This is a genomic window from Pseudomonas sp. MWU318 (assembly GCF_016756945.1).
In the GTDB taxonomy this organism is placed as follows: domain Bacteria; phylum Pseudomonadota; class Gammaproteobacteria; order Pseudomonadales; family Pseudomonadaceae; genus Aquipseudomonas; species Aquipseudomonas putida_A.
The window spans coordinates 102481-123744 of record NZ_JAESJL010000002.1 but is presented as its reverse complement, the minus strand read 5'-3'; the positions used below and the strand labels follow the sequence as shown (position 1 = coordinate 123744).

The following is a 21264-nucleotide window of genomic DNA, read 5'->3' as shown; positions in this document are numbered from 1 at the left end:
TCGCTCAGGGATAATCGATCGCCACGATATAGACAAACTGCTCACCGGTTGGCGTCTGTACCCGGACTTCGGCGTCCAGCGCCTTGCCGATCAAGGCGCGGGCCAGTGGTGAGTCGATGCTGATCAGACCCAGTTTCAGATCCAGTTCATCCGGGCCGACGATGCGGTAGCGCGATTGCTTGCCGTCTTCGTCCTCGATGGTTACCCAGGCGCCGAAGTAGACCTTGTTCGGATCGCTGGGTTTTTCGCTGACGACCTTCAGTGCTTCGAGACGCTTGGTGAGAAAACGCACGCGGCTGTCGATCTCGCGCAGCATTTTCTTGCCGTAGGTGTACTCGGCATTTTCCGAACGATCACCCTGCGCCGCCGCTTCGCTGACCGCTTGCGTCACCTGCGGGCGGCGCACATGCCACAGCTCATGGAGTTCGGCGCGCATCCGCGCTTCACCTTCAGGGGTGATCAGCGCGGTGCCGGCGGTGCGGGGAGGGCGATAACGGCTCATGGCAACTTCTTATGGTGACGAAGGCTGGAGTCTATCAACCCTCGCGCAAGACTGTCAGCGGACTCGCATTCAACGCCCGACGCGTACCGAACACGCCGGCACCGCCAATCAGCGCGGCACCAATCAACGGCAGCATCAGCAGCCATGGATGCGGATGCCATGGCAGATCGAATGCATAGCGATACAACACCAGACTCACCACTTCCGAACCGATGGCCGCCAGCAAGCCGCTGACCGCACCGAGCAAGCCGAACTCGATGCGCCGCGCCTTGATCAGCAACTGCCGTTGCGCGCCAAGCGCACGCAATAGCGCGCCTTGGCGAATGCGTTCATCCAGCGTTGCCTGCAACCCGGAGAACAGCACCGCCATCCCCGCCGCCAACACAAACAACAACACGTATTCCACCGCCAGGGTGACTTGGGCGAGGATGCTGCGCAGTTGTTCCAGCAGAGCTTCGACCTGGAGGATGGTCACCGCCGGGAATGCCCGTGACAGCTCGACGATCTGCTGATCGTGACCGGGTGCCAGATAGAAGCTGGTCAGGTAAGTCGCCGGCAGATCCTTCAGGGTGCCGGGCTGGAAGATCATGAAGAAGTTCGGCTGGAAGTTGTCCCAGTTGATCTCGCGCAGACTGGTGACCTTGGCTTCACGATTGACCCCGCCCACGCTGAACACAATGTGATCGCCGAGTTTGAGCTTGAGGCTTTCGGCGACTTTGCCTTCAACCGACACACCGGGTACGTCATCCGAGGGTTGCCCGGTCCACCACGAACCGGCGGTGAGCTTGTTGCCAGCCGGGAGGTCGGCGGCCCAGGTCAGGCTCAAGTCGCGTTGCACGGCACGGTCGCCGGCCGAATCCTTGCTGACGATTTGCTGCACCGGTTCGCCGTTGATGCTGATCAGCCGTCCCGGCACCACCGGGTACAGCGGCGCCGCTTGTGCGGACACCTTGATCAAATGATCGGTGAAGGCCTGTTTGTCCGCCGGCAGGATGTTCAGGGCGAAGTAGTTGGGGGCATTTTTCGGCAACTGGTTTTGCCAGGTGTCGAGCAGCTCGCCACGCAGCAGGGCGATCAGCGCCATCGACAGCAGGATCAAGCCGAACGCCAGCGCCTGCCCGGCCGCCGCCAGTGGATGACGCAGCAGTTGACCCAGGCCGAGACGCCACGGCAGCGGCGCACGGGCGAGCATTCGGCGCAAGCTGTTGAGCAACAACAGCAGCAAGCCACCCAGCACCAGCGCAGCGACCACGCCACCGCCCAGCAGGGCGAAGGTCAGCAGCAGATCCAGACTCAGGCGCCACATGATCAGCCCGAGTGCGCCCAGCGCCGCGCCATAAACCATCCAGGTGCTCGACGGAATCGGCAGCATGTCGCGGCGCAGTACCCGCAACGGTGGCACCCGACCCAGCGCGGCAAGCGGCGGCAGGGCGAAGCCGGCCAGCGCTACCAGCCCGGTGCCGATCCCGGCGAACGCCGGAAACAGGCCGCCCGGTGGCACATCGGCGGGCAACAGATCATGCAGCAGAGCGAACAGTCCCAGTTGTGCCAGCCAGCCGAGCACCGCGCCACTGAGGGCAGCGAATAGACCGAGTACGGTCAGTTGAATGCTGAACAACAGCATGGCTTCCCGACGCGACAAACCAAGGCAGCGCAGCAAGGCACTGGCATCGAAACGGCGGCTGGCGAAGCGATTGGCCGACAACGCGACTGCAACGCCGGCCAACAGCACCGCGACCAGACTGGCCATGTTCAGATAACGCTCAGCCTTGCCCAGTGCACCGCCAATCTGCCGGTTACCGTCGCGCGCATCCTGAATGCGCTGATTGGCAGCCAAGCCGGGTTTGATCAGTTGTCGATAGGTTTCCAGTGCCTGCGGTTCACCACGCCACAGTTCGCGATAACTCACGCGGCTGCCGGGTTGCACCACGCCGGTGGCGGCGAGGTCGTCGAGGTTGATCATCACCCGAGGCGTGAGGCTGTAGAAGTTGCCGGCGCGATCCGGTTCGTAGGTCAGCACGCGGGTCAGCTTCAGGGTTTTCATGCCGACGTCGATGCTGTCGCCGATCTTCAGATCCAGCGCAGTCAGCAGACGAGCTTCAACCCAGGCTTCACCGGGTTGCGGCTCGCCGCCCGAGGTTTCAGCGGCAAACGGGGCCGGGGCACTTTTCAGCTCGCCGCGCAGTGGATAGGCGCGGTCGACCGCCTTGATGCTTGATAACTGAATGCCGTTGTCGGTGGCAATGACACTGGAAAATTCCACCACCTGCGCATGACTCAAGCGCAGCTCGGTGCCGCTGCGGATCTGCTCGTCGCGGGCCGGCGAGCTGCCCTCAAGCACCAGGTCGGCGCCAAGGAACTCGGTGGCGCGCAGCATCATCGCACCGTTGAGGCGGGCGCCGAAGTAGCCGATGGCAGTACTCGCCGCGACCGCCACGACCAAGGCAAAAAACAACACGCGCAATTCGCCGGCGCGGGCATCGCGCATGAGTTGACGTAGGGCGAGACTGAACAGGCGCAACAGCGGCAGACGTGCCATCAAGGCTCCAGAGGGGCAACCAGCAGCCCGGCTTCAAGTCGGATCAGGCGCCGGCAGCGATGGGCCAGGCGTTCGTCGTGGGTCACCAGCACGAGGGTGGTACCGCGTTCCTTGTTCAGTTCGAACAGCAAGTCGCTGATGCGCTCGCCGGTGTGGCTGTCGAGGTTGCCGGTGGGTTCGTCGGCGAACAGCACGTCCGGCTCGGCAGCGAAAGCCCGGGCAATCGCCACGCGCTGTTGTTCGCCGCCGGAGAGCTGGCGCGGCGAGTGCGTCAGGCGCTGGCCGAGACCGACCCGTTGCAGCAGTTCGGTGGCGCGTTCGCGGGCGTCTTTGCGGCCATCGAGTTCCAGCGGCAGCATGACGTTTTCCAGGGCGTTGAGGCTGTCGAGCAACTGGAAGGACTGAAAGACGAAACCCACGTGTTCGGCACGGATGCGCGCGCGCTGGTCTTCGTCGAGATTGCCCAGGGATTGCCCCGCGAGGATGACTTCGCCGCTGCTTGGCAGGTCGAGGCCGGCGAGCAGGCCGAGCAGGGTGGATTTGCCGGAACCGGACGCGCCGACGATGGCCAGGCTGTCGCCCTTGTTCAGTTCCAGGCTGAGTTCGTGCAGGATAGTCAGTTCACCTTCCGCGCTGGGAACCACTTTGCTGAGGTTCTTCGCGGTGAGAATGCTTGCGCCCATGGAGAATCCGATGCGTGTTTGGTTTTTGAGTGCTGGCCTGGCCTTGATGTGCATGGCCCAGAACGCAGCGGCGGGTACTGTCCTGATCGTTGGCGATAGTATCAGCGCCGGTTTCGGACTGGATACCCGCCTGGGGTGGGTATCGCTGCTCGAGCAACGGCTCAAGCAGGAGGGTTTTGACGACAAAGTGGTCAATGCCTCGATCAGCGGCGACACCAGTGCCGGAGGCCAGGCGCGCCTGCCGGCGCTGCTTGCAGAGCACAAGCCGGAACTGGTGATCCTCGAGCTTGGGGGCAATGACGGCCTGCGCGGAATGCCGCCAACGCAATTGCAACAAAACCTTGCAGCGATGATCGACAGCTCGCAGCAGAGCGGCGCCAAGGTGCTGCTGCTGGGCATGCAATTGCCGCCCAACTACGGCAAGCGTTACACCGATGCCTTCGCCGAGGTCTACGGCAAACTCGCCGACGATAAAAAGATCCCGCTGGTGCCGTTTTTCCTCGACGGCGTAGGCGGGCATCCCGAACTGATGCAGGCCGATGGTCTGCACCCGGCCGCCGGGGCTCAGGGCAAGTTGCTGGAAAATGTCTGGCCTACGCTAAAACCGCTGTTATGAGGCTTTTCTAGTGGCAGGCTTTCGGCTAATGTGGCGCCCCCTTATTTGGAGCCCCCGATGCCGCGTCCTGCCTGGTCCCTGTTTGCCTACCAACTGATCGAGCCTGACGAACAGCTGGATCTGTTCGCCTGCCAGGAAGTGCGGGTGCATCTGGTGACCCGTCAGCTCGAACTCGGTGGCTCGGCAGACCGCACGTTGTGTGGCAGCCTGCTGCCGGCACAACCACGCTGGTCGAGTGTGGATCGCCGGGTGTTCCAGGATCAGCGTCTGTGTTCGTTATGCCGGGCGATCCTTGAGTCGCAGAAGCGCGGCACCTCGCCGATCTGGCCTGAGTTGCGTTTCGAGCTTTAAGATCAAAAGATCGCAGCCTTCGGCAGCTCCTACAGAGTCTTGCGTAATCCTCTAGGAGCTGCCGAAGGCTGCGATCTTTTCGCATTCAGCGCGGTCCATCGGCGGTCTCCCCGAATATTCAAAGTGCGGTGTACAATCGCGCTCTTATACCCTTGTTGATCATGCGAAGGATTTTCCGGATGTTGCCGCGCTTTCCTGCCGTCACCCGCTGCCTGTCACTTGCCGCCCTGTGCGTGGCCGGTCCCGTTGCTGCATTGGAGTTTCCCCTGCCACCACCCGGTGAGGACATCATCGGCCAGGTGCAGGTGATCAAGGCCAAGTACGAAGATACCTTCGCTGACTTGGGAACCCAATACGACCTGGGCTATTCGGAGATGGTTGCGGCCAACCCGGGCGTCGATGCCTGGCTGCCGGGCGCCGGTACCGAAATCGTCCTGCCGACCCGCTTCATTCTGCCGCCGGGTCCGCGTGAAGGCATCGTGATCAACCTCGCCGAGTACCGTCTCTACTATTTCCCGAAAGGCCGGAACGTGGTGTACACCTTCCCGCTGGGGATCGGGCGTGAAGGTTGGGGGTCGCCAATCGCGCACACCTCGATCACTGCCAAGACGCCGAACCCGACCTGGACCCCTCCGGCGTCGATCAAGGCCGAGCACGCCGCCGACGGTGATCCGCTGCCGAACGTGGTGCCGGCCGGTCCGGATAACCCGCTGGGCCCGTTCAAGTTCACCTTGGGCACGCCGGGCTACCTGATCCACGGTTCGAACAAGAAGTTCGGCATCGGCATGCGCACCAGCCACGGCTGCTTCCGCATGTTCAACAACAACGTGCTGGAAATGGCCAGCATGGTGCCGGTCGGTACTTCCGTGCGCATTCTCAACGACGCGTACAAGTTCGGTCGCAGTGGCGGCAAGGTGTATCTCGAGGCGCACACGCCGATCGATGACAAGGGCAACCCGTCCGTGGTCGACAAGCACACCGCGGTCATCAATGCGATGCTCAAGCGTGAGGATATTGCCAATAACGTTCGGGTGAACTGGGACGTGGTGCGCGATGTAGTCGCGGCTGAAGACGGCTTGCCTACCGAAATCGGTACGCCGGGGGCGGCAGCGCCGATGGTTTCGAACACGCCGATCGACCTGCAGCAGTAAGGTTGATCCAGACCCGCCGATGCGTGAAGCGTCGGCGGGTTTTTTATTGCCCGGGGAAAGCACCGGCAATAAAAAAGCCGACCCAAAAAATGGGTCGGCTTGATAACAATCCCGAGGGATTATTACTTGCGGCTAGCTTTGTCCAGCATGCGCAGAGCACGCTCGTTAGCTTCGTCAGCAGTCTGTTGTGCTTTTTGAGCAGCAGCCAGAGCTTCATCAGCTTTACGGTAAGCTTCGTCTGCACGAGCTTGGGAGCGAGCAGCTGCGTCTTCAGTAGCGGTCAGACGTGCTTCGGTTTCTTTCGATGCGCTGCTGCAACCGGTAGCCAGAACTGCGGCCAGAGCCAGAGCAGAGAATTTCAGAACGTTGTTCATCGTGTTCCCCTTCAAGGACTTTCAATTAAGTGGCTTTCTCCTCCGATTGAGGAAATAGCCGGCGTACATACTACCCATTACTTGTAGTAAGTAAACTGACCTAACGCAAGAAGCAAAAAAAATTGTAGGCGTTGATTCTTTTTCGAGCAACTTTTAACCGGGCTGTATAAAAAGTATCCAGCTGCAAGCCCCGGCTTGAGCGTGTTAATGAGAAAAAGTTCCCGTTGCCTGATGCAGTTTCTGCGTCTTGCACCAAGTCTGCCTAGATGAATTCGTCTACACTTTTGTTCCGATTTTGCATGACGCCTCACATATCTTTGTCGCTCTTGAGGTGACTTTAAAGAAGCACCCGCGTCTTAAGTCTCGACATTCGGCAATGTTCCGGTGAGCGCTTCGGGAAGATCTTCCCTGCGCCTGCCGCTGCGTCCATCGGAGTCACCCGGTCAACGAGCATGATGACGAGCGCACCTTGAGCATTTTCGCCAATGGTGCCTACTATTTATCACGTGCTCGGTTGCGCGAGATCGGTGTGGTTTTTCTCGGTGTCCATCAGGCACGGGGTGGCGTAGATGTTCCTTCGCCGGAAAAACATCGGTAAGGTAGGGGTCAGAATTCAAGACCCGCGAGGAGTAGTGATGAGCGAGGCGTTGTCCATCCACCATGACCAGGCTGGTCATCAGTTCGAGACCAATGTGGACGGTCATCGTGCCTACCTGACCTATATGGATCTGGGGAAACAGACCCTGGATATCTATCGCACCTTCGTGCCCAACGCCTTGCGCGGCCGTGGCATTGCCGCAGCGCTGACTGAAAGCGCGCTGCAGTACGCCGAAGAAATGGGTTACACGGTGATCCCGTCGTGCTCCTACGTCGAGCGCTACATGGAGCGTCATCAGCGCCGCGCCGCCAAGATCTGAATCGCACACACGAAAACGCCGGGCAATGCCCGGCGTTTTTTTATGCCCGTAAAACGCTGATCAGTTGCGCTGACGTTTCGGCAGAACATCCTTGAGCTTGGCGTGCATGCTGCGCAGGGTGTTCTCGGTGGCGGACCAGTCGATGCAGGCATCGGTGATCGACACGCCGTATTGCAGGTCGGCGAGGTCTTTCGGGATGGCCTGGCAGCCCCAGTTCAGATGACTCTCGACCATCAGGCCGATGATCGACTGGTTGCCTTCGAGGATCTGGTTGGCGACGTTCTCCATCACCAGCGGTTGCAGGGCTGGGTCCTTGTTGGAGTTGGCGTGGCTGCAATCGACCATGATGTTCGGTTTGATCTTCGCCTTGTTCAGCGCCTGCTCGCACAGGGCGACGCTGACCGAATCGTAGTTCGGCTTGCCGTTGCCGCCACGCAGCACCACGTGACCGTAGGCGTTGCCCTTGGTGGTGACGATCGACACGCCACCTTCCTGGTTGATACCGAGGAAACGGTGCGGGCTGGAAACCGACTGCAGGGCGTTGATCGCCACGGTCAGGCCGCCGTCGGTGCCGTTCTTGAAGCCGACAGCCGAGGACAGGCCGGAAGCCATTTCACGGTGGGTCTGGGATTCGGTAGTGCGTGCGCCGATGGCCGACCAGCTGATGAGGTCCTGCAGATACTGCGGGGAGATCGGGTCGAGGGCTTCGGTGGCGGTCGGCAGGCCTTTCTCGGCCAGATCCAGCAGCAACTGGCGACCGATGTGCAGACCGTCCTGAATCTTGAACGAGTCATCCAGGTACGGATCGTTGATCAGGCCTTTCCAGCCGACGGTGGTCCGTGGCTTCTCGAAATACACGCGCATGACCAGATACAGGGTGTCGGAGACTTCCTCCGCCAGTACCTTGAGGCGATCGGCGTATTCGTGGGCAGCCTTGATGTCGTGGATCGAGCACGGGCCGATCACTACGAACAGACGGTGGTCGGTGCCATCAAGAATGTTGCGAATGACTTCGCGGCCCTTGGTGACGGTGCGCAACGCAGCATCGCTCAGAGGGATATCACGCTTGAGCTGATCGGGAGTGATCAGGGTCTCGTTAGAGGCGACGTTTAGGTCGTTGATCGGTAAATCAGCCATCGTTTACTCGTCAGGTCACGGGTGCCGGCCGCCAGCGATCCCCGCGCGGCGGAGCACAGCAGATTTAAGCGCGTCGGGGAGCCGAACCTTAGCGCGTCAGACGCGGCTCGACAATGGGCAAACGCCGCTTTAATCCAGCACTGGCTGGGCAAAAGCCTTGCGCACGCTGTCGTGCGAGAACTCGTCGGCGTGTTGTTCGACCCATTGCAGGGCCAGCGCCTGAACATCCTGCAGATCGTCGTGGGCCTCGTTCATGCGGCAATAACGTTCGATCTGGCACACCTGTTCGCCCATCCGGGCGCTGAACAGCGTCTGCTCATCGGTGAACGCGATCCCCAGCAGATAGCCCTTTTTGCGCCGCAGACACCATGCGACATAGCCTGGATAACAGATGTCGGCATTGAGTGTCGGCATGCGCACTTGCAGTGCCGTGCCGTGGCGCCAGGCACGGTGATAATTGCAAGCGATCCCTCCGAGGCTGATAGTGTGCAGCTGTTGCCTGGAAATACATTCGGGCTTGAGCAAGGTTAATTCAACCGGCACTTCGTCCGGATGAGGAATGAAACGTCCCATGAGCACAGACTCCCTGTGTCGGCCATTTGACATTGTTTCCCCCAGTATAGTGGTCGAATCCGAGCTGACCGATTTCGACGCCGACCAGCGGCTGCTGGCGATGAGCGGCGTTTCGCTGGTGATATTCACCAGTGTCGGCTGTTCCAGCTGCCGCTATGCCAGAGAGGTGATGCCAGGGTTCGAGCTGGCGGTGGATCGTCTGTGCTGGATCGATGCCGGCAACAACGGCGGGTTGGTGGAGCGCTATCAGGTCTTTCATTTGCCGGCGCTGTTTGTGGTGCGCGACGGCGAGTTCTTTGGGGCATTGCACACGCGCCTGACCGCCGCTGCGCTGAACGCGGCAGTGGCGCAGGCGCTGGGTCGAATTGCAGAGGAGTTGCCATAAATGGTGGGAGCAGACAGCAAACCGGTGATCGGGATTATCGGCACCGGGGCCATTGGCGGGTTTTACGGTCTGATGCTGGCGCGGGCCGGTTTCGATGTGCACTTTTTATTGCGCAGTGAATTCTCGGCGGTGGCCGAACGTGGTTTGCAGGTGGACAGTGCCGTGCATGGCACCCTGACGCTGAACCCGGTGCAGGCCTATGCGAAGGCCGAGGACATGCCGGCTTGCGACTGGTTGCTGGTCGGCGCCAAGACCACCAGCAGCGCCGGTCTGGCCCCGGCGATCATTGCCGCGGCCAGGCCCGGCGCGAAAGTGCTGGTGCTGCAGAACGGTCTGGACGTCGAAGACAGCCTGCGCGAGTTGCTGCCCGATTCCCTGCATCTGCTCGGTGGTCTGTGCCTGATCTGCGTACATCGCGAAGGGCCGGGACACATCACCCATCAGGCCTTGGGTGCGGTGAATGTCGGCTATCACAGTGGCCCGGCGGCGGATGAAGCGGCGCGCACGGCACTGGTCGAGGAGGGCGCCGGTCTGTTCCGCGCCGCTGGCATCGATTCGCAGGCGATGCCCAATCTGCAACAGGCGCGCTGGCAGAAACTGGTGTGGAATATTCCCTACAACGGTCTCTCGGTGTTGCTCGGCGCCGGCACCACGCCGCTGATGGCCGACGCGGACAGTCGCGCGCTGATCCAGGCGTTGATGGCCGAAGTGGTGCAGGGCGCCAGGGCCTGCGGTCACGACGTTCCGCCCGGTTACGCCGATTACCTGTTCATGATGACCGAGAAAATGCCCGACTATTGGCCGAGCATGTACCACGATTTCCTGCATAAACGGCCGCTGGAGCTGGAAGCGATTTACGCCCGGCCATTGGCCGCAGCCAAAGCGGCAGGCTGTGAGTTGCCACGGATCGAAGCGCTGTATCGCACATTGAGTTTTATCGACCGACGCAACACTTGAGTCGGTTTTCGGGGGAGTGGGGGAAGGCATGGCCAAGAACATCGATGACAAACTGGTGCTGGCGATTTCGTCTCGCGCCTTGTTCGACCTGAGCGAGAGTCATAAGGTCTATCTGGCGAGCGGCGTCGAAGCCTATCGGCAATACCAGATTGAACACGAAGACGAAATTCTCGCGCCCGGCGATGCGTTCCCGCTGGTGGAAAAACTCCTGAGCCTCAACAGTCGCCTCGACCGCGCCCGGGTCGAGGTGATTCTGGTTTCGCGCAACAGTGCCGACACCGGCCTGCGCGCGTTCAACTCGATCGATCATTATGGGCTGGACATCTCGCGGGCGGCCTTCGTCGGCGGGCGCAGTCCGTATCCCTATCTCAAAGCGTTTGGCTGTGACTTGTTTCTGTCCACCCACGCCGAGGATGTGCGCGCCGCGCTGGACGCCGGGTTTGCCGCGGCGACGATTCTCTCCGGCGGCGCCAGTCGCGCGGCCAGTGATGAGTTGCGCATCGCCTTCGACGGCGACGCGGTGTTGTTCTCCGACGAATCCGAGCGCGTTTATCAGGCCGGCGGGCTGCTGGCGTTTCAGGCCAAGGAACGCGAGTCGGCGCGCGAGCCATTGCGCGGTGGGCCTTTCAAGGGCTTTCTGGCGGCACTCAATGCGCTGCAACGCGAGTTCCCCGAAGACGACTGCCCGATCCGCACGGCGCTGGTTACTGCGCGTTCGGCACCGGCCCATGAGCGGGTGATCCGCACCTTGCGCGAGTGGGACATCCGCCTCGACGAGTCGCTGTTTCTCGGCGGGCTGACCAAATCGGCGTTTCTCGAAGCCTTCGCTGCCGATGTGTTCTTCGACGATCAGACCGGCCACTGCGAGGCCGCCCGCGAAGTGGTCGCCACCGGTCACGTACCGCATGGCATCAGTAACGAACCGTCGATCTAAAGCCCCAGTGCTTCAAGACGTTGCGTCGCACGTCGTACTCGCCAAGGCACTGCTAAGCTGAATCAAATCTCCGCCATGTTGGCACGCGAGGAGGTCATATGATTCGTTCGATGCTGTATGCCACTGACCTCGGTCTGTACGCACCTTTAGTGATGCAGCATGCCCTGGCGCTGGCGCGGACATTCAATGCCGACTTGTATGTGGTGCATGCAGTGGAACCCATGGGACTGTTCGCCGAATCGGTGTTGCAGAGCTATCTCGACGAACAGGCATTGAACGAATTTCACAGTCAGGGTCTGAAAACTGTCATCGCCAATATCGAGCAACGGGTGCTGGACAGTTTTCGCGAAGAATTGGGGGAGGACGGCGAACAGGATCTGCAGCGGATCCGTGCGGTACGGGTACTGCAGGGCGATCCGTCGCAGGTGATTCTTGACCAGGTGGAGAAACTCTCTGTGGATTTGCTGATCGTAGGCACTCACAGCCACGGTGTCGGGGCGGAAACGCCTTTGGGGCGTACGGCGACCCGGGTCCTGCAATTGGCCAAGGTACCGGTTTATCTGGTGCCGTTGGTGGAGCGCCGGCGTCGGGAGGATCGCTGAAGCGGGAATAATGGCATTTTGATAAAAAAGTTCTAGATTTATTCATCAAACCATTAATATAGTTATATACCGTCGCTGATGCCCGTGGCGTCTACCTGCTTTGAGGGATACATATGAAGCTTCAACAATTGCGCTACATCTGGGAAGTGGCGCACCACGACCTCAACGTTTCCGCTACAGCCCAAAGCCTTTACACCTCGCAACCGGGTATCAGTAAACAAATCCGCCTGCTGGAAGACGAACTCGGCGTTGAAGTGTTTGCCCGCAGCGGCAAGCACTTGACCCGCGTCACCCCGGCCGGCGAGCGCATCATCACCACCGCAGGGGAAATCCTGCGCAAGGTCGAAAGCATCAAGCAGATTGCCCAGGAATTCTCCAACGAGAAAAAAGGCACCCTGTCGATCGCCACCACCCACACCCAGGCGCGTTATGCATTGCCGCCGGTGATCAGCAATTTCATCAAACAATACCCGGACGTGGCGCTGCACATGCACCAGGGTTCGCCAATGCAGATCGCCGAGATGGCCGCTGACGGCACCGTCGATTTCGCCATCGCCACCGAAGCGCTGGAGCTGTTCGGTGATCTGGTGATGATGCCGTGCTATCGCTGGAACCGCTGCGTGGTCGTGCCGCAGGGCCACCCGCTGACCAAGCTGCCGAAGCTGACCCTCGAAGCGCTGGCCGAATACCCGATCGTGACTTACGTGTTCGGTTTCACCGGCCGCTCGAAACTCGACGAAGCCTTCAGCCATCGTGGCCTGACGCCGAAAGTGGTGTTCACCGCGGCCGACGCCGACGTGATCAAAACCTACGTGCGTCTGGGCCTGGGTGTGGGTATCGTCGCCAAGATGGCGGTCGACACCAAACTCGATAACGACCTGGTGGTGCTGGATGCCAGCGAGCTGTTCGAGTCGAGCATCACCAAGATCGGTTTCCGTCGCGGTACCTTCCTGCGTGGTTTCATGTGCGACTTCATCGAGAAGTTCGCCCCGCACCTGACCCGCGAAGTGATGGCCAAAGCCATCCAGTGCCACAACAAGCAGGAACTGGAAGAGCTGTTCGACGGCGTCGAACTGCCGGTCCACTAAAACCCTGCCTCAAAGCACCTCGGTGACAGCGAACTGTTGCCGGGTGCCCGCTACCAGAATCTCCACCTCATCACCTTCGAACTTGCCCAGCAGGCTTTTGCCCAGCGGCGAGCGCGGGGTGATGACGGTAATCGGCTGACCCACTACATCGACTTTCAGGCCCGCCGCATCCGGGGCCAGAAACAGCCATTGCTCGCGACCCTTTTCGTCTTCCAGGCCGAGCAGGGCGCCGATCTCGATGCCGCGATTTTCGTCATAGGCACGCAGTGTCAGGTTCTGGCACAGCGCCAGTGACTGACGGATTTCCTCGACCCGTTTCGCCTGACCCGCTGCCAGATAGGAAGCCTCAAGTCCGAGGGTGTCGTACTTGTTCTCGGCGATGTTCTCTTCGTGGGTCGCGGTTTCGTAAGCGGTCTGCGCGGCGCGTTCGGCGATGTCGAGGTCGACGCGCAGTTTGTCGAGGATCAGTTGGTGGACGGTGTGTTTGTTCATGATCAATCGCAGAATTGCAAAACGTTGGCGCGGCTCTTTTCGCTCGGTGCGGTCTGGTCCTGTTGCAGCCAGAACTGGCATTTGGGGTTCGACTGGTTGCGTGAGCTGCTGCGGGCCTGATCGAGGCGATTTTGCTGCTCGTTCTTGCGCAGGTTTTCCTCATACTGGTCGAACAGCGGGCTCTGTGGCGGAATGTCTGGTTGCACCTGCACCGCCGCTGGTGGCTTGGCCAGTTGCTGCACGGCCTGGGCAACCGGCGCCAGTTGCTCGGTCAACACGAACCGCGAAATCAGCCAGCAGGTCAGGGCGATGGCCAGAAAGCCCAGCCACATGCCCAGGGCAATGCTGCCGGTCAGTTGCAGCGCGCTAAGCTGAACGGGCAAGGGACGACGCGGGTTGGGGCGATAGGGCATGGCTGCCTCCTGGCGGATGATTGCGGGCAAGTGGCGATTGTCGCACGAAGATTAATCGCCGTCGGCTCTTCTGCGCGAGGTCATTTATGCGGACAATCAGCGCTTTGCCAACGGGAGTCTTGCATGCCGGTACCGAAAACCCGCTGGGATATTTTTTGCACCGTGGTCGACAACTATGGCGACATCGGCGTGACCTGGCGTCTGGCCCGGCAACTGGTGGCCGAACATGGACTGGTGATGCGCTTGTGGGTCGATGACCTGCGTGCCTTCGAACGTATCTGCCCCGAGATCGACATCCACCTGGCGCAGCAATCGCAGCAGGGCGTCGAGGTGCGGCACTGGCCGAGCGACTGGCCGCAGACAGAAGCGGCGGACGTGGTGATCGCCGCGTTCGCTTGTCAGTTGCCAACCGCTTATATGGACGCCATGGCCGAGCGGCAACAGCCACCGCTGTGGATGAACCTCGATTACCTCAGCGCCGAAGACTGGGTAACCGGTTGTCACGGTTTGCCGTCGGTGAAGTACAAGTCGGTGCAGAAATTCTTTTTCTTTCCCGGATTTCAACCGGGGACGGGCGGCTTGCTGCGCGAAAGCGGTCTGCTTGAGCGGCGTCGGCAATTTCAGCAGGACGCGGCTGCGCAGCGACAATTCCTGCAAGGCCTGGGCGTAGATCGCGCAGCGGACGCACAACTGATCTCGTTGTTCGCCTATGAAAATGCCGGGCTGGCCAGTTGGCTGGATGTGCTGGCGGCCGACAGCACGCCGACCCATCTGCTGGTGCCGGAAGGGCGGATTCTCGGTGACGTTGCGCGCTGGCTCGGGGTCGATGCGTTGGCTGTCGGCGATCTGGACGTGCGACAGGCGCTGACGGTGCAGGTGCTGCCGTTCGTCCGTCAGGATCAATACGATCAGTTGCTGTGGTGCTGCGACTTCAACGCGGTGCGCGGTGAAGACTCGTTCGTCCGTGCACAGTGGGCCGGGCGACCGATGCTCTGGCATATCTATCAGCAGGACGAAGACATCCACCTCGACAAGCTCGATGCCTTTCTCGCGCTCTATACCAAAGGGCTTTCACCGGCCGCTGCCGAGGCGATGAGCGGTCTGTGGCGGGCCTGGAGTGCCGGGAAACCGATCGGGGAGCACTGGCTCCAGGCCCGTAAACACTGGCCAGAACTGCAGGAAAACGCCGAGGCGTGGTGTCTGGAACAAGGCTTGCAGGCGGATCTTGCCACGGCGCTGGTACAGTTTTACCTAAATTGGATATGATACGCGGCCTAGATTTTTGTAAATCCCATCCAAATTCGGATATTCGCAATGAAAACTGGTAAAGAACTCAAACCCGGTACCGTGATCCGTATCGACAACGATCCTTGGCTGGTTCAGAAAGCTGAATTCACCAAGTCGGGCCGTAACAGCGCGATCATGAAGACCAAGCTGAAGAACCTGCTGACCGGTTACAAGACCGAAACCGTTTACGGTGCGGACGACAAGCTGGACGACGTGATCCTCGACCGCAAAGAAGCGACCCTGTCCTTCATCAGCGGCGACACCTACACGTTCATGGACACCACTGACTACACCATGTACGAACTGAACGCCGAAGACATCGAAAGCGTTCTGCCTTTCGTTGAAGAAGGCATGACCGACGTTTGCGAAGCCGTGTTCTTCGAAGAGCGTCTGGTTTCCGTAGAACTGCCGACCACCATCGTGCGTCAGGTTGACTACACCGAAGGTTCCGCTCGCGGTGACACTTCCGGCAAGGTGATGAAGCCTGCCAAACTGAAGAACGGTACCGAGCTGTCGGTTGCTGACTTCATCGAAATCGGCGACATGATCGAGATCGATACCCGCGAAGGCGGTTCCTACAAAGGCCGTGCCAAATAAGCACTGCTTTTTACGGAAAGAAAAAGCCCGACCATTGAGTCGGGCTTTTTTGTGCCTGCGATTCCACGTCTACCCCCGAACCCTGTGGGAGCGAGCTTGCTCGCGAATAGGCCCGGCCAGACAACCTGTTTGTTGAATGACACACCACATTCGCGAGCAAGCTCGCTCCCACAGTGGATTGGTGTTGTTCTCAAACGCTGGTGTGCAGGCGTACGTCAACGTTGCCGCGGGTGGCATTGGAGTACGGGCAGACCTGGTGCGCCGCTTCGACCAGGCTCTGTGCATCCGCCTGTTCCAGGCCCGGCAGGCTGATGTGCAGGTCGATGTCCAGACCGAAACCGCCAGGGATCTGACCGATGCCGACGTGCGCGGTGATCGAGGCGTCGTCCGGGATCTTGCGTTTGGTCTGGCTGGCGACGAATTTCAGCGCGCCGATGAAGCAGGCGGAGTAACCGGCAGCGAACAGTTGCTCTGGGTTGGTCGCCGCGCCGCCGGCACCGCCGAGCTCTTTCGGGGTAGCGAGTTTGACGTCGAGGACGTTGTCGCTGGAGATCGCACGACCATCACGGCCGCCAGTGGAGGTTGCGATTGCAGTGTAGAGAGTTTGCATGGTGTGGGCCTCGTTGGGTGTCTGTTTTTGCGCTAATTGTTTGCGCGCTAAGTAAGTGCGAGGTGAATGTAGCTCGCTAATGTTTAGTGCGCAAGATAATTTTTTGAGAAAGCTGAATCTCGGTTCTTTAAAGGCACTGTCGATCAGCTTGAAAGTGAAGATTTAGAGCGGATGGTGGGGGCGCGGGCTGAAGAATATTTTCCTGGTGAACCGATCCTACAAGAGGGCAGCGCTGTTATCCGGTCAGGCTTTCTTGCAGATGGCTGCGCAGGGCTTGCAGCTCAGATTGAAGATTCTGCAGGCGTTCGAGGGTGAAACCACTGGCGCCCAAGATGCATTGCGGAACGCTTTTGGCCTGCTCACGAAGAGCCCGGCCCTGCGCGGTCAGTTCGACGATCACCACCCGTTCGTCTTCACGGCTGCGGGTTCTGCTGAGCAGACCTTCACCTTCTAGCCGTTTGAGCAACGGTGTCAGCGAGCCTGGATCGGTCAGCAACCGCGTGCTGATTTCGCCCACGGTCAAACCATCCTTTTCCCACAGCACCATCATCGCCAGATACTGCGGATAGGTCAGGCCCAGCGCTTGCAGCAGCGGCTTGTAGACCTTGGTCATCATCAGTGAAGTGGAATGCAGGGCGAAGCACGCCTGATTGTCGAGCAGCAGGTCGTCGCAGGTGTCGCGTTCGGTGGTCATGGCAAAGCCTTGTTCGGTGATGGGCTTGAATCTAGCGCCCGAATGTTTAATGCGCCAGATAATTATCCAGGATCTAGTGTCGGCCCAGCTCGCGTTGCAGCGCCAGATCCCACGGTGGCACCGGGCTGAAGCGGGTCTTGAGGTATTCCAAAAGCAGACGGCTGCGCGAGTGGGTCTGCTGTTCCATGCGCAGCGCATAGATGCCGGTGCTTTCCGGTTGCGGCAGGCCGTTCTCGCAGAACAGCGGCAGCAGTTCGCCACGCAGCAGGTACTCACTGGCCAGCCAGGTCGGCAAATGCGCGATGCCCAGTCCGGCGAGTGCACCGCACACCAGCGCTTCGGCATTGTTGGCGCTCATGCGGATGCGCGCGGGGCGATGCAGTTGCATTTGCCCGTCCAGTTCGAAGCGCCAGGCGAAGGGCGGGGCGAGACCTTCCCAATCCAGCCCGTCATGTTCACTCAACTGCGCGGGATGGCGCGGTGCGCCACGGCGTTTCAGGTAGTCGGGGCTGGCGCAGGCAATGCGCACCATGCTCGCCAGCGGCGTGGCGACCAGCCGCGTATCGGCCATTTGCCCGGCGCGCAGCACCAGATCGACTTTGCCCAGATTCGAGCCGTGCATATCGATGAAGCTGTCGATCAGGTGCAACTGCACGTCGAGGCCCGGGTACAGCACCAGAAAGTCAGCGATGACCGGCGCGAGATGGCGGCGACCAAAAGCGGCCGGGGCATCAATGCGGATCAAGCCTTCCGGCGCACTGCTCAACGACACCGCCTCGGCGCGGGCCAGTTGCAGCTCGCTGACGATGCGCCGCGCCCGCTCGGCAAACGCCAGACCCGCCGGGGTTGCCCTTACGACGTGGGTGCTGCGGATGAACAATTGGCTGCCGACCGCGCTTTCCAGGCTGTCGATGCGCCGCGCCACGGCGGAAGGCGTCAGCGGATGACGACGGGAAGCCGCAGAAAAACTGCCGCTCTCCAGGACATCGAGAAACAGCCCGAGCTGTTCGGTCAACTGATTGGGATTCATGAGTGCTTCGTTGCTTGTGCGAAATTGGCATAGCCATTGTGCGTTGCTGTGCGTTTCCCCGCCAGCCTCGACTGCGTAGGATGAATCGCCTGACGGATGAGGAAATCGCTGTGATCGAGTTTTTGTTGTACCTGCTGTTTGGCGCCGCCCTTGGCACATTGGGCGGGATCTTCGGCATCGGCGGTGGTTTGATCGCCATCCCGCTGCTGGGCGTGTGGTTTGGCCTCGATCAGCAGATCGCCCAAGGCACGGCGCTGGTGATGGTGGTGCCGAACGTGATGTTGGCGCTGTGGCGCTATCACCAGCGCAATCGCATCGAGCTGCGTCATGCGCTGCCGTTGGCGGTCATGGGTTTTTGCTTTGCGTGGATCGGTTCGATCTGGGCGGTGGGCATCGATGCGCAGACCATGCGCATCGGTTTTGTCGCGTTCCTCGTGGTGCTCTCGGCGTACAACCTGCTGAAGATGTTCGGCAAGAAAACCGCCGTGACCTCCGAAATGCGTTACTCATGGCCATGGCTCGGTGTTTTGGGCGCAGCGTCCGGGACCATGGGCGGTTTGTTTGGTGTCGGCGGGGCCGTGGTGGCGACGCCCGTGCTGACCAGTCTGTTCGGCACCAGCCAAGTGGTTGCCCAGGGCCTGTCGCTGGCGTTGGCATTGCCGAGCACCGGCGTGACCTTGGTGACGTACGCGGTGCATCACGAAGTGGACTGGATGATCGGCCTGCCGCTGGCCATCGGCGGTCTGGCCAGCATCAGTTGGGGGGTGAAAGTTGCCCACGCCATGCCGGAAAAGCTCTTGCGCGGGCTGTTCTGCGGTTTTCTGGTGCTGTGCGCGGTGATGCTCGCGTTTAAAGTTTGAAGCCTTCGACGATGTGCTCGGCCAGGCATTCGGTGATCGGCGACGGATTGTTCAGGTTGCGGATCAGCATGATGCTGGCCTCGGGCAACAGCGGCAGATCTTCGGCGGCGCCAAGAATGCGCATGTCCGGGGTGATCAGGCTTTCCAGTTGCGCGGTGATCGCCAGACCCGCGCTCACCACCGCCATCAGCGCCGACAGGCTGGTGCTGTTGTAGGCGATGCGGTAGTCGCGGCCCATCGCGTCCAGCGCATTGCACGCCCACAAACGGCAGAAACAATCACTGTTGAACATCGCCAGCGGCAACGGCGTCTGCTCGTGGGCGCTGAAATTCTGCGCCTCGGCCCAGACGAAACGCTCCTTGCGCAGCAACTGACCGATCTCGTTGCCCGGCTCCCGGGTGACAATCGACAAGTCCAGATCGGTGCGCTGCAACAACTGCTTGCTGGATTCGCAGTGCACTTCGATCTGGATCAGCGGGTAGAACTGAGCGAACCTCGAGAGGATCCCCGGCAGAAACCGCATCACGTAATCGTCCGGCGTACCGATGCGCACGGTGCCGACCATGTGCGGCTCGCGCAGCGTGTTGAACACTTCGCTGTGCAGTTTCAGGATGCGCCGCGCATAGCCCAGCAACACCTGGCCCTCGGCGGTCAGGCGCACCTGGCGGCCGTCACGCTCGAACAACTGTCGCTGCAGCACGTCTTCTTCGAGGCGCTTCATCTGCATGCTCACGGCCGATTGCGTGCGGTTGACCATCTCGCCGGCGCGGGTAAAACCGCCCTGATCGGCGATTGCGACGAAAGTGCGCAGGACATCGGTATCGATACTGGGGTAGGCCGACAATTGATGAATCTCCGTGATGAATGCCATCAGAAACATTCGTTGGATTGATCTTAGCGCCAGCGCGAGACTTGAGCCATCCACAAGGAGGGCAACACGATGAAAGGTCAAAGAGAGTATGTAGACGACACAAAATTTTCCGGCCACGGCCATATCGTTTCCGACCTGCTGCACAAGTTTAGCCGCTGGTACGAACTGCACCGTGAGCGTGAGTTGCTTGCCAGCCTGAGCGACGAAGCGCTGAAGGACATCGGGGTCAGCCGTGCCGACGTCGAACACGAGGCCATTCGGCCGTTCTGGGACGATCCGATGCATAAATGATCAGGGCCTTACTACACAAACCACTTTCAGGTGAGGTAGGTTGCGAGCAGATAAGGAGATGTTCATGCCCGCGACTCTGGCCTTTTCCCTCAAACAGGCGCGACGTCTGGCGCTGGCTGCCCAAGGGTTCAACGGGCGCCAGCCGCCGACCGTCAAGGCGCCGCAACTCAACCGGCTGATCGAACGGCTGGGGCTGTTGCAGATCGACTCCGTCAACGCCGTGGTGCGCTCGCACTACCTGCCGCTGTTTTCTCGTCTCGGTTCCTATTCTTCTGATCTGCTCGACGAGGCTGCCTGGAGTTCGGGGCGTCGGCGCACGCTGTTCGAATACTGGGGCCATGAAGCGTCGTTGTTGCCGCTGGCGATGTACCCGTTGATGGGTTGGCGCATGCAACGGGCTAGAACTGGCAGAGACATTTATCAGCAACTGGCGAAGTTTGGTCTTGAGCAGCAGGACGTTGTGCGCCGGGTTTTAAGTGCGGTTGAGGCGCGCGGTGCATTGGGCGCCGGCAGCCTGTCGACCCGCGAGGACAAGGCCGGGCAATGGTGGGACTGGAGCGCGGAAAAGCATGCGCTGGAATGGTTGTTCGCCGCCGGTGAAGTGACCGTCGCCGGCCGCCGCGGTTTTGAGCGTTTGTATGATTTGCCGGAGCGGGTCATCCCAAAGCAGATCCTTCAGCGACCGATGCCGGATGAAGCCGACGCCCAGCGTGGTCTGCTGCTGCACGCGGCCCAGGCATTGGGCGTCGGCACGGAAAAGGATCTGCGCGATTATTTCCGCTTGAACCCTGGCGATGCGCGCCCGCGTCTGGCGGAGCTGGTCGAAGACGGGCAGTTGCAGACCTGCGAAGTCGCCGGCTGGCGACAGATCGCCTACTGCCTGCCGCAGCCGAAAGTCCCGCGTAAAGTTGTCGCCAGTGCTTTGTTGTCACCGTTCGATTCGCTGATCTGGGAGCGCAGTCGCACCGAGCGCTTGTTTGATTTCCGCTATCGGCTGGAGATTTATACGCCGCAGGACAAGCGGGTCTACGGCTATTACGTGTTGCCGTTTCTGCACAACGAGCGGATTGCCGCGCGGGTCGATCTGCGCGCCGAGCGGGCGTCGGGACGACTGGCAGTGCATGCAGTGCACGAGGAAGAGCCGGGGCTGGACGAAGAGGGGATGCTGGCGCTGGCGTTGAATTTGCGGCAGATGGCCGATTGGCTGGGGCTTGCGCGGGTGCAGTTGAATTGTCAGCGCGAGAGTGCCGGGCGATTGCGGGTGGCAATGTCTGCAATTGTCTGTGACTGAACTGGCCTTATCGCCAGCA

Annotated in this window: 26 protein-coding genes; 14 read left to right on the top strand and 12 right to left on the bottom strand. The window is 60.6% G+C overall.

Annotation, left to right across the window (positions count from 1 at the left end; genetic code table 11):
* Positions 1-4: 4 nt before the first annotated feature.
* The 3 genes from greB to JN524_RS04545 are packed head-to-tail and all read right to left on the bottom strand — an operon-like array spanning position 5 to position 3724.
* Positions 5-502: a transcription elongation factor GreB gene (greB, locus tag JN524_RS04555; protein ID WP_202368651.1), complete on the bottom strand. Its 498-nt coding sequence runs from the start codon at positions 500-502 to the stop codon at positions 5-7.
* Positions 503-536: 34 nt separating this feature from the next.
* The gene (locus JN524_RS04550; RefSeq protein WP_202368650.1) at positions 537-3041 is read right to left on the bottom strand and encodes an ABC transporter permease; all 2505 of its coding nucleotides are present in this window, start codon (positions 3039-3041) and stop codon (positions 537-539) included.
* Complete coding sequence (locus tag JN524_RS04545; RefSeq protein ID WP_103483839.1) at positions 3041-3724, bottom strand: ABC transporter ATP-binding protein; 684 nt, start codon at positions 3722-3724, stop codon at positions 3041-3043. The genes JN524_RS04550 and JN524_RS04545 overlap by 1 nt, the downstream gene beginning before the upstream one ends.
* Before the next feature lie 10 nt (positions 3725-3734).
* On the opposite strand from JN524_RS04545, the gene JN524_RS04540 reads away from it, so the two are divergent.
* From JN524_RS04540 to JN524_RS04530, 3 genes are all read left to right on the top strand, one after another.
* On the top strand, positions 3735-4340 hold the full coding sequence (locus JN524_RS04540; RefSeq protein WP_202368649.1) for an arylesterase: 606 nt from the start codon (positions 3735-3737) through the stop codon (positions 4338-4340).
* 57 nt (positions 4341-4397) lie between these two features.
* Positions 4398-4691: a hypothetical protein gene (locus tag JN524_RS04535; protein ID WP_003226812.1), complete on the top strand. Its 294-nt coding sequence runs from the start codon at positions 4398-4400 to the stop codon at positions 4689-4691.
* Positions 4692-4870: 179 nt separating this feature from the next.
* The gene (locus JN524_RS04530; protein WP_202368648.1) at positions 4871-5842 is read left to right on the top strand and encodes a L,D-transpeptidase family protein; all 972 of its coding nucleotides are present in this window, start codon (positions 4871-4873) and stop codon (positions 5840-5842) included.
* A gap of 122 nt (positions 5843-5964) precedes the next feature.
* Here the strand turns inward: JN524_RS04530 and oprI are convergent, their stop codons facing one another.
* Positions 5965-6216, bottom strand: coding sequence for an outer membrane lipoprotei OprI (gene oprI / locus JN524_RS04525; protein ID WP_003199355.1), 252 nt, complete (start codon positions 6214-6216; stop codon positions 5965-5967).
* 635 nt (positions 6217-6851) lie between these two features.
* Here oprI and JN524_RS04520 point away from each other — a divergent pair.
* Positions 6852-7133, top strand: a complete 282-nt coding sequence (locus JN524_RS04520) for a GNAT family N-acetyltransferase (RefSeq protein ID WP_003226804.1) — start codon at positions 6852-6854, stop codon at positions 7131-7133.
* A gap of 60 nt (positions 7134-7193) precedes the next feature.
* Here JN524_RS04520 and JN524_RS04515 read toward each other — a convergent pair whose 3' ends face one another.
* Both JN524_RS04515 and JN524_RS04510 read right to left on the bottom strand, forming a co-directional pair.
* A complete protein-coding gene (locus tag JN524_RS04515; RefSeq protein WP_008079929.1) occupies positions 7194-8270 on the bottom strand; it encodes a 3-deoxy-7-phosphoheptulonate synthase in 1077 nt (358 codons plus the stop codon).
* 129 nt (positions 8271-8399) lie between these two features.
* Entirely contained in the window at positions 8400-8843 is a 444-nt protein-coding gene (locus JN524_RS04510) for a PilZ domain-containing protein (RefSeq protein ID WP_202368647.1), read from the bottom strand.
* Here JN524_RS04510 and JN524_RS04505 point away from each other — a divergent pair.
* The 5 genes from JN524_RS04505 to cysB all read left to right on the top strand — a co-directional run bounded on the left by JN524_RS04505 (position 8842) and on the right by cysB (position 12809).
* Positions 8842-9228, top strand: coding sequence for a thioredoxin family protein (locus JN524_RS04505; RefSeq protein ID WP_202368646.1), 387 nt, complete (start codon positions 8842-8844; stop codon positions 9226-9228). The two genes, JN524_RS04510 and JN524_RS04505, sit on opposite strands and share 2 nt — an antisense overlap.
* Positions 9229-10185, top strand: a complete 957-nt coding sequence (locus tag JN524_RS04500) for a putative 2-dehydropantoate 2-reductase (protein ID WP_202368645.1) — start codon at positions 9229-9231, stop codon at positions 10183-10185.
* A gap of 28 nt (positions 10186-10213) precedes the next feature.
* On the top strand, positions 10214-11119 hold the full coding sequence (locus JN524_RS04495; protein ID WP_027613454.1) for a 5'-nucleotidase: 906 nt from the start codon (positions 10214-10216) through the stop codon (positions 11117-11119).
* Between the two features lie 98 nt (positions 11120-11217).
* Positions 11218-11721, top strand: coding sequence for a universal stress protein (locus JN524_RS04490; protein ID WP_003226793.1), 504 nt, complete (start codon positions 11218-11220; stop codon positions 11719-11721).
* A 113-nt stretch (positions 11722-11834) separates the two neighbouring features.
* The gene (gene cysB / locus JN524_RS04485; protein ID WP_007908591.1) at positions 11835-12809 is read left to right on the top strand and encodes an HTH-type transcriptional regulator CysB; all 975 of its coding nucleotides are present in this window, start codon (positions 11835-11837) and stop codon (positions 12807-12809) included.
* 9 nt (positions 12810-12818) lie between these two features.
* Here cysB and JN524_RS04480 read toward each other — a convergent pair whose 3' ends face one another.
* On the bottom strand, positions 12819-13301 hold the full coding sequence (locus JN524_RS04480; RefSeq protein WP_003226791.1) for a GreA/GreB family elongation factor: 483 nt from the start codon (positions 13299-13301) through the stop codon (positions 12819-12821).
* Positions 13302-13303: 2 nt separating this feature from the next.
* Positions 13304-13714 carry a hypothetical protein gene (locus tag JN524_RS04475; RefSeq protein ID WP_027613451.1) on the bottom strand — a complete coding sequence of 137 codons (411 nt, stop codon included), beginning with the start codon at positions 13712-13714 and terminating at the stop codon, positions 13304-13306.
* Positions 13715-13837: 123 nt separating this feature from the next.
* Here JN524_RS04475 and earP point away from each other — a divergent pair, with 123 nt between their 5' ends.
* Both earP and JN524_RS04465 read left to right on the top strand, forming a co-directional pair.
* Positions 13838-14980 carry an elongation factor P maturation arginine rhamnosyltransferase EarP gene (gene earP / locus JN524_RS04470; protein ID WP_202368644.1) on the top strand — a complete coding sequence of 381 codons (1143 nt, stop codon included), beginning with the start codon at positions 13838-13840 and terminating at the stop codon, positions 14978-14980.
* A gap of 48 nt (positions 14981-15028) precedes the next feature.
* Positions 15029-15598 (top strand): elongation factor P, encoded by a 570-nt coding sequence (locus tag JN524_RS04465; RefSeq protein ID WP_003226785.1) that lies wholly within the window; start codon positions 15029-15031, stop codon positions 15596-15598.
* Between the two features lie 190 nt (positions 15599-15788).
* Here the strand turns inward: JN524_RS04465 and JN524_RS04460 are convergent, their stop codons facing one another.
* The 3 genes from JN524_RS04460 to JN524_RS04450 form a co-directional block, all read right to left on the bottom strand.
* The gene (locus JN524_RS04460) at positions 15789-16208 is read right to left on the bottom strand and encodes an organic hydroperoxide resistance protein (protein ID WP_202368643.1); all 420 of its coding nucleotides are present in this window, start codon (positions 16206-16208) and stop codon (positions 15789-15791) included.
* A 235-nt stretch (positions 16209-16443) separates the two neighbouring features.
* A complete protein-coding gene (locus JN524_RS04455) occupies positions 16444-16902 on the bottom strand; it encodes a MarR family winged helix-turn-helix transcriptional regulator (RefSeq protein WP_135296291.1) in 459 nt (152 codons plus the stop codon).
* Positions 16903-16975: 73 nt separating this feature from the next.
* On the bottom strand, positions 16976-17932 hold the full coding sequence (locus JN524_RS04450) for a LysR family transcriptional regulator (protein WP_135296290.1): 957 nt from the start codon (positions 17930-17932) through the stop codon (positions 16976-16978).
* A 110-nt stretch (positions 17933-18042) separates the two neighbouring features.
* On the opposite strand from JN524_RS04450, the gene JN524_RS04445 reads away from it, so the two are divergent.
* Positions 18043-18792 carry a sulfite exporter TauE/SafE family protein gene (locus tag JN524_RS04445; protein WP_177439994.1) on the top strand — a complete coding sequence of 250 codons (750 nt, stop codon included), beginning with the start codon at positions 18043-18045 and terminating at the stop codon, positions 18790-18792.
* Here the strand turns inward: JN524_RS04445 and JN524_RS04440 are convergent.
* Positions 18782-19636, bottom strand: a complete 855-nt coding sequence (locus JN524_RS04440; RefSeq protein ID WP_025113145.1) for a LysR substrate-binding domain-containing protein — start codon at positions 19634-19636, stop codon at positions 18782-18784. The two genes, JN524_RS04445 and JN524_RS04440, sit on opposite strands and share 11 nt — an antisense overlap.
* Before the next feature lie 96 nt (positions 19637-19732).
* On the opposite strand from JN524_RS04440, the gene JN524_RS04435 reads away from it, so the two are divergent.
* The gene (locus JN524_RS04435; RefSeq protein WP_007964812.1) at positions 19733-19954 is read left to right on the top strand and encodes a DUF1127 domain-containing protein; all 222 of its coding nucleotides are present in this window, start codon (positions 19733-19735) and stop codon (positions 19952-19954) included.
* A 64-nt stretch (positions 19955-20018) separates the two neighbouring features.
* On the top strand, positions 20019-21245 hold the full coding sequence (locus JN524_RS04430; protein WP_202368642.1) for a winged helix-turn-helix domain-containing protein: 1227 nt from the start codon (positions 20019-20021) through the stop codon (positions 21243-21245).
* The last annotated feature ends 19 nt before the right edge of the window (positions 21246-21264 follow it).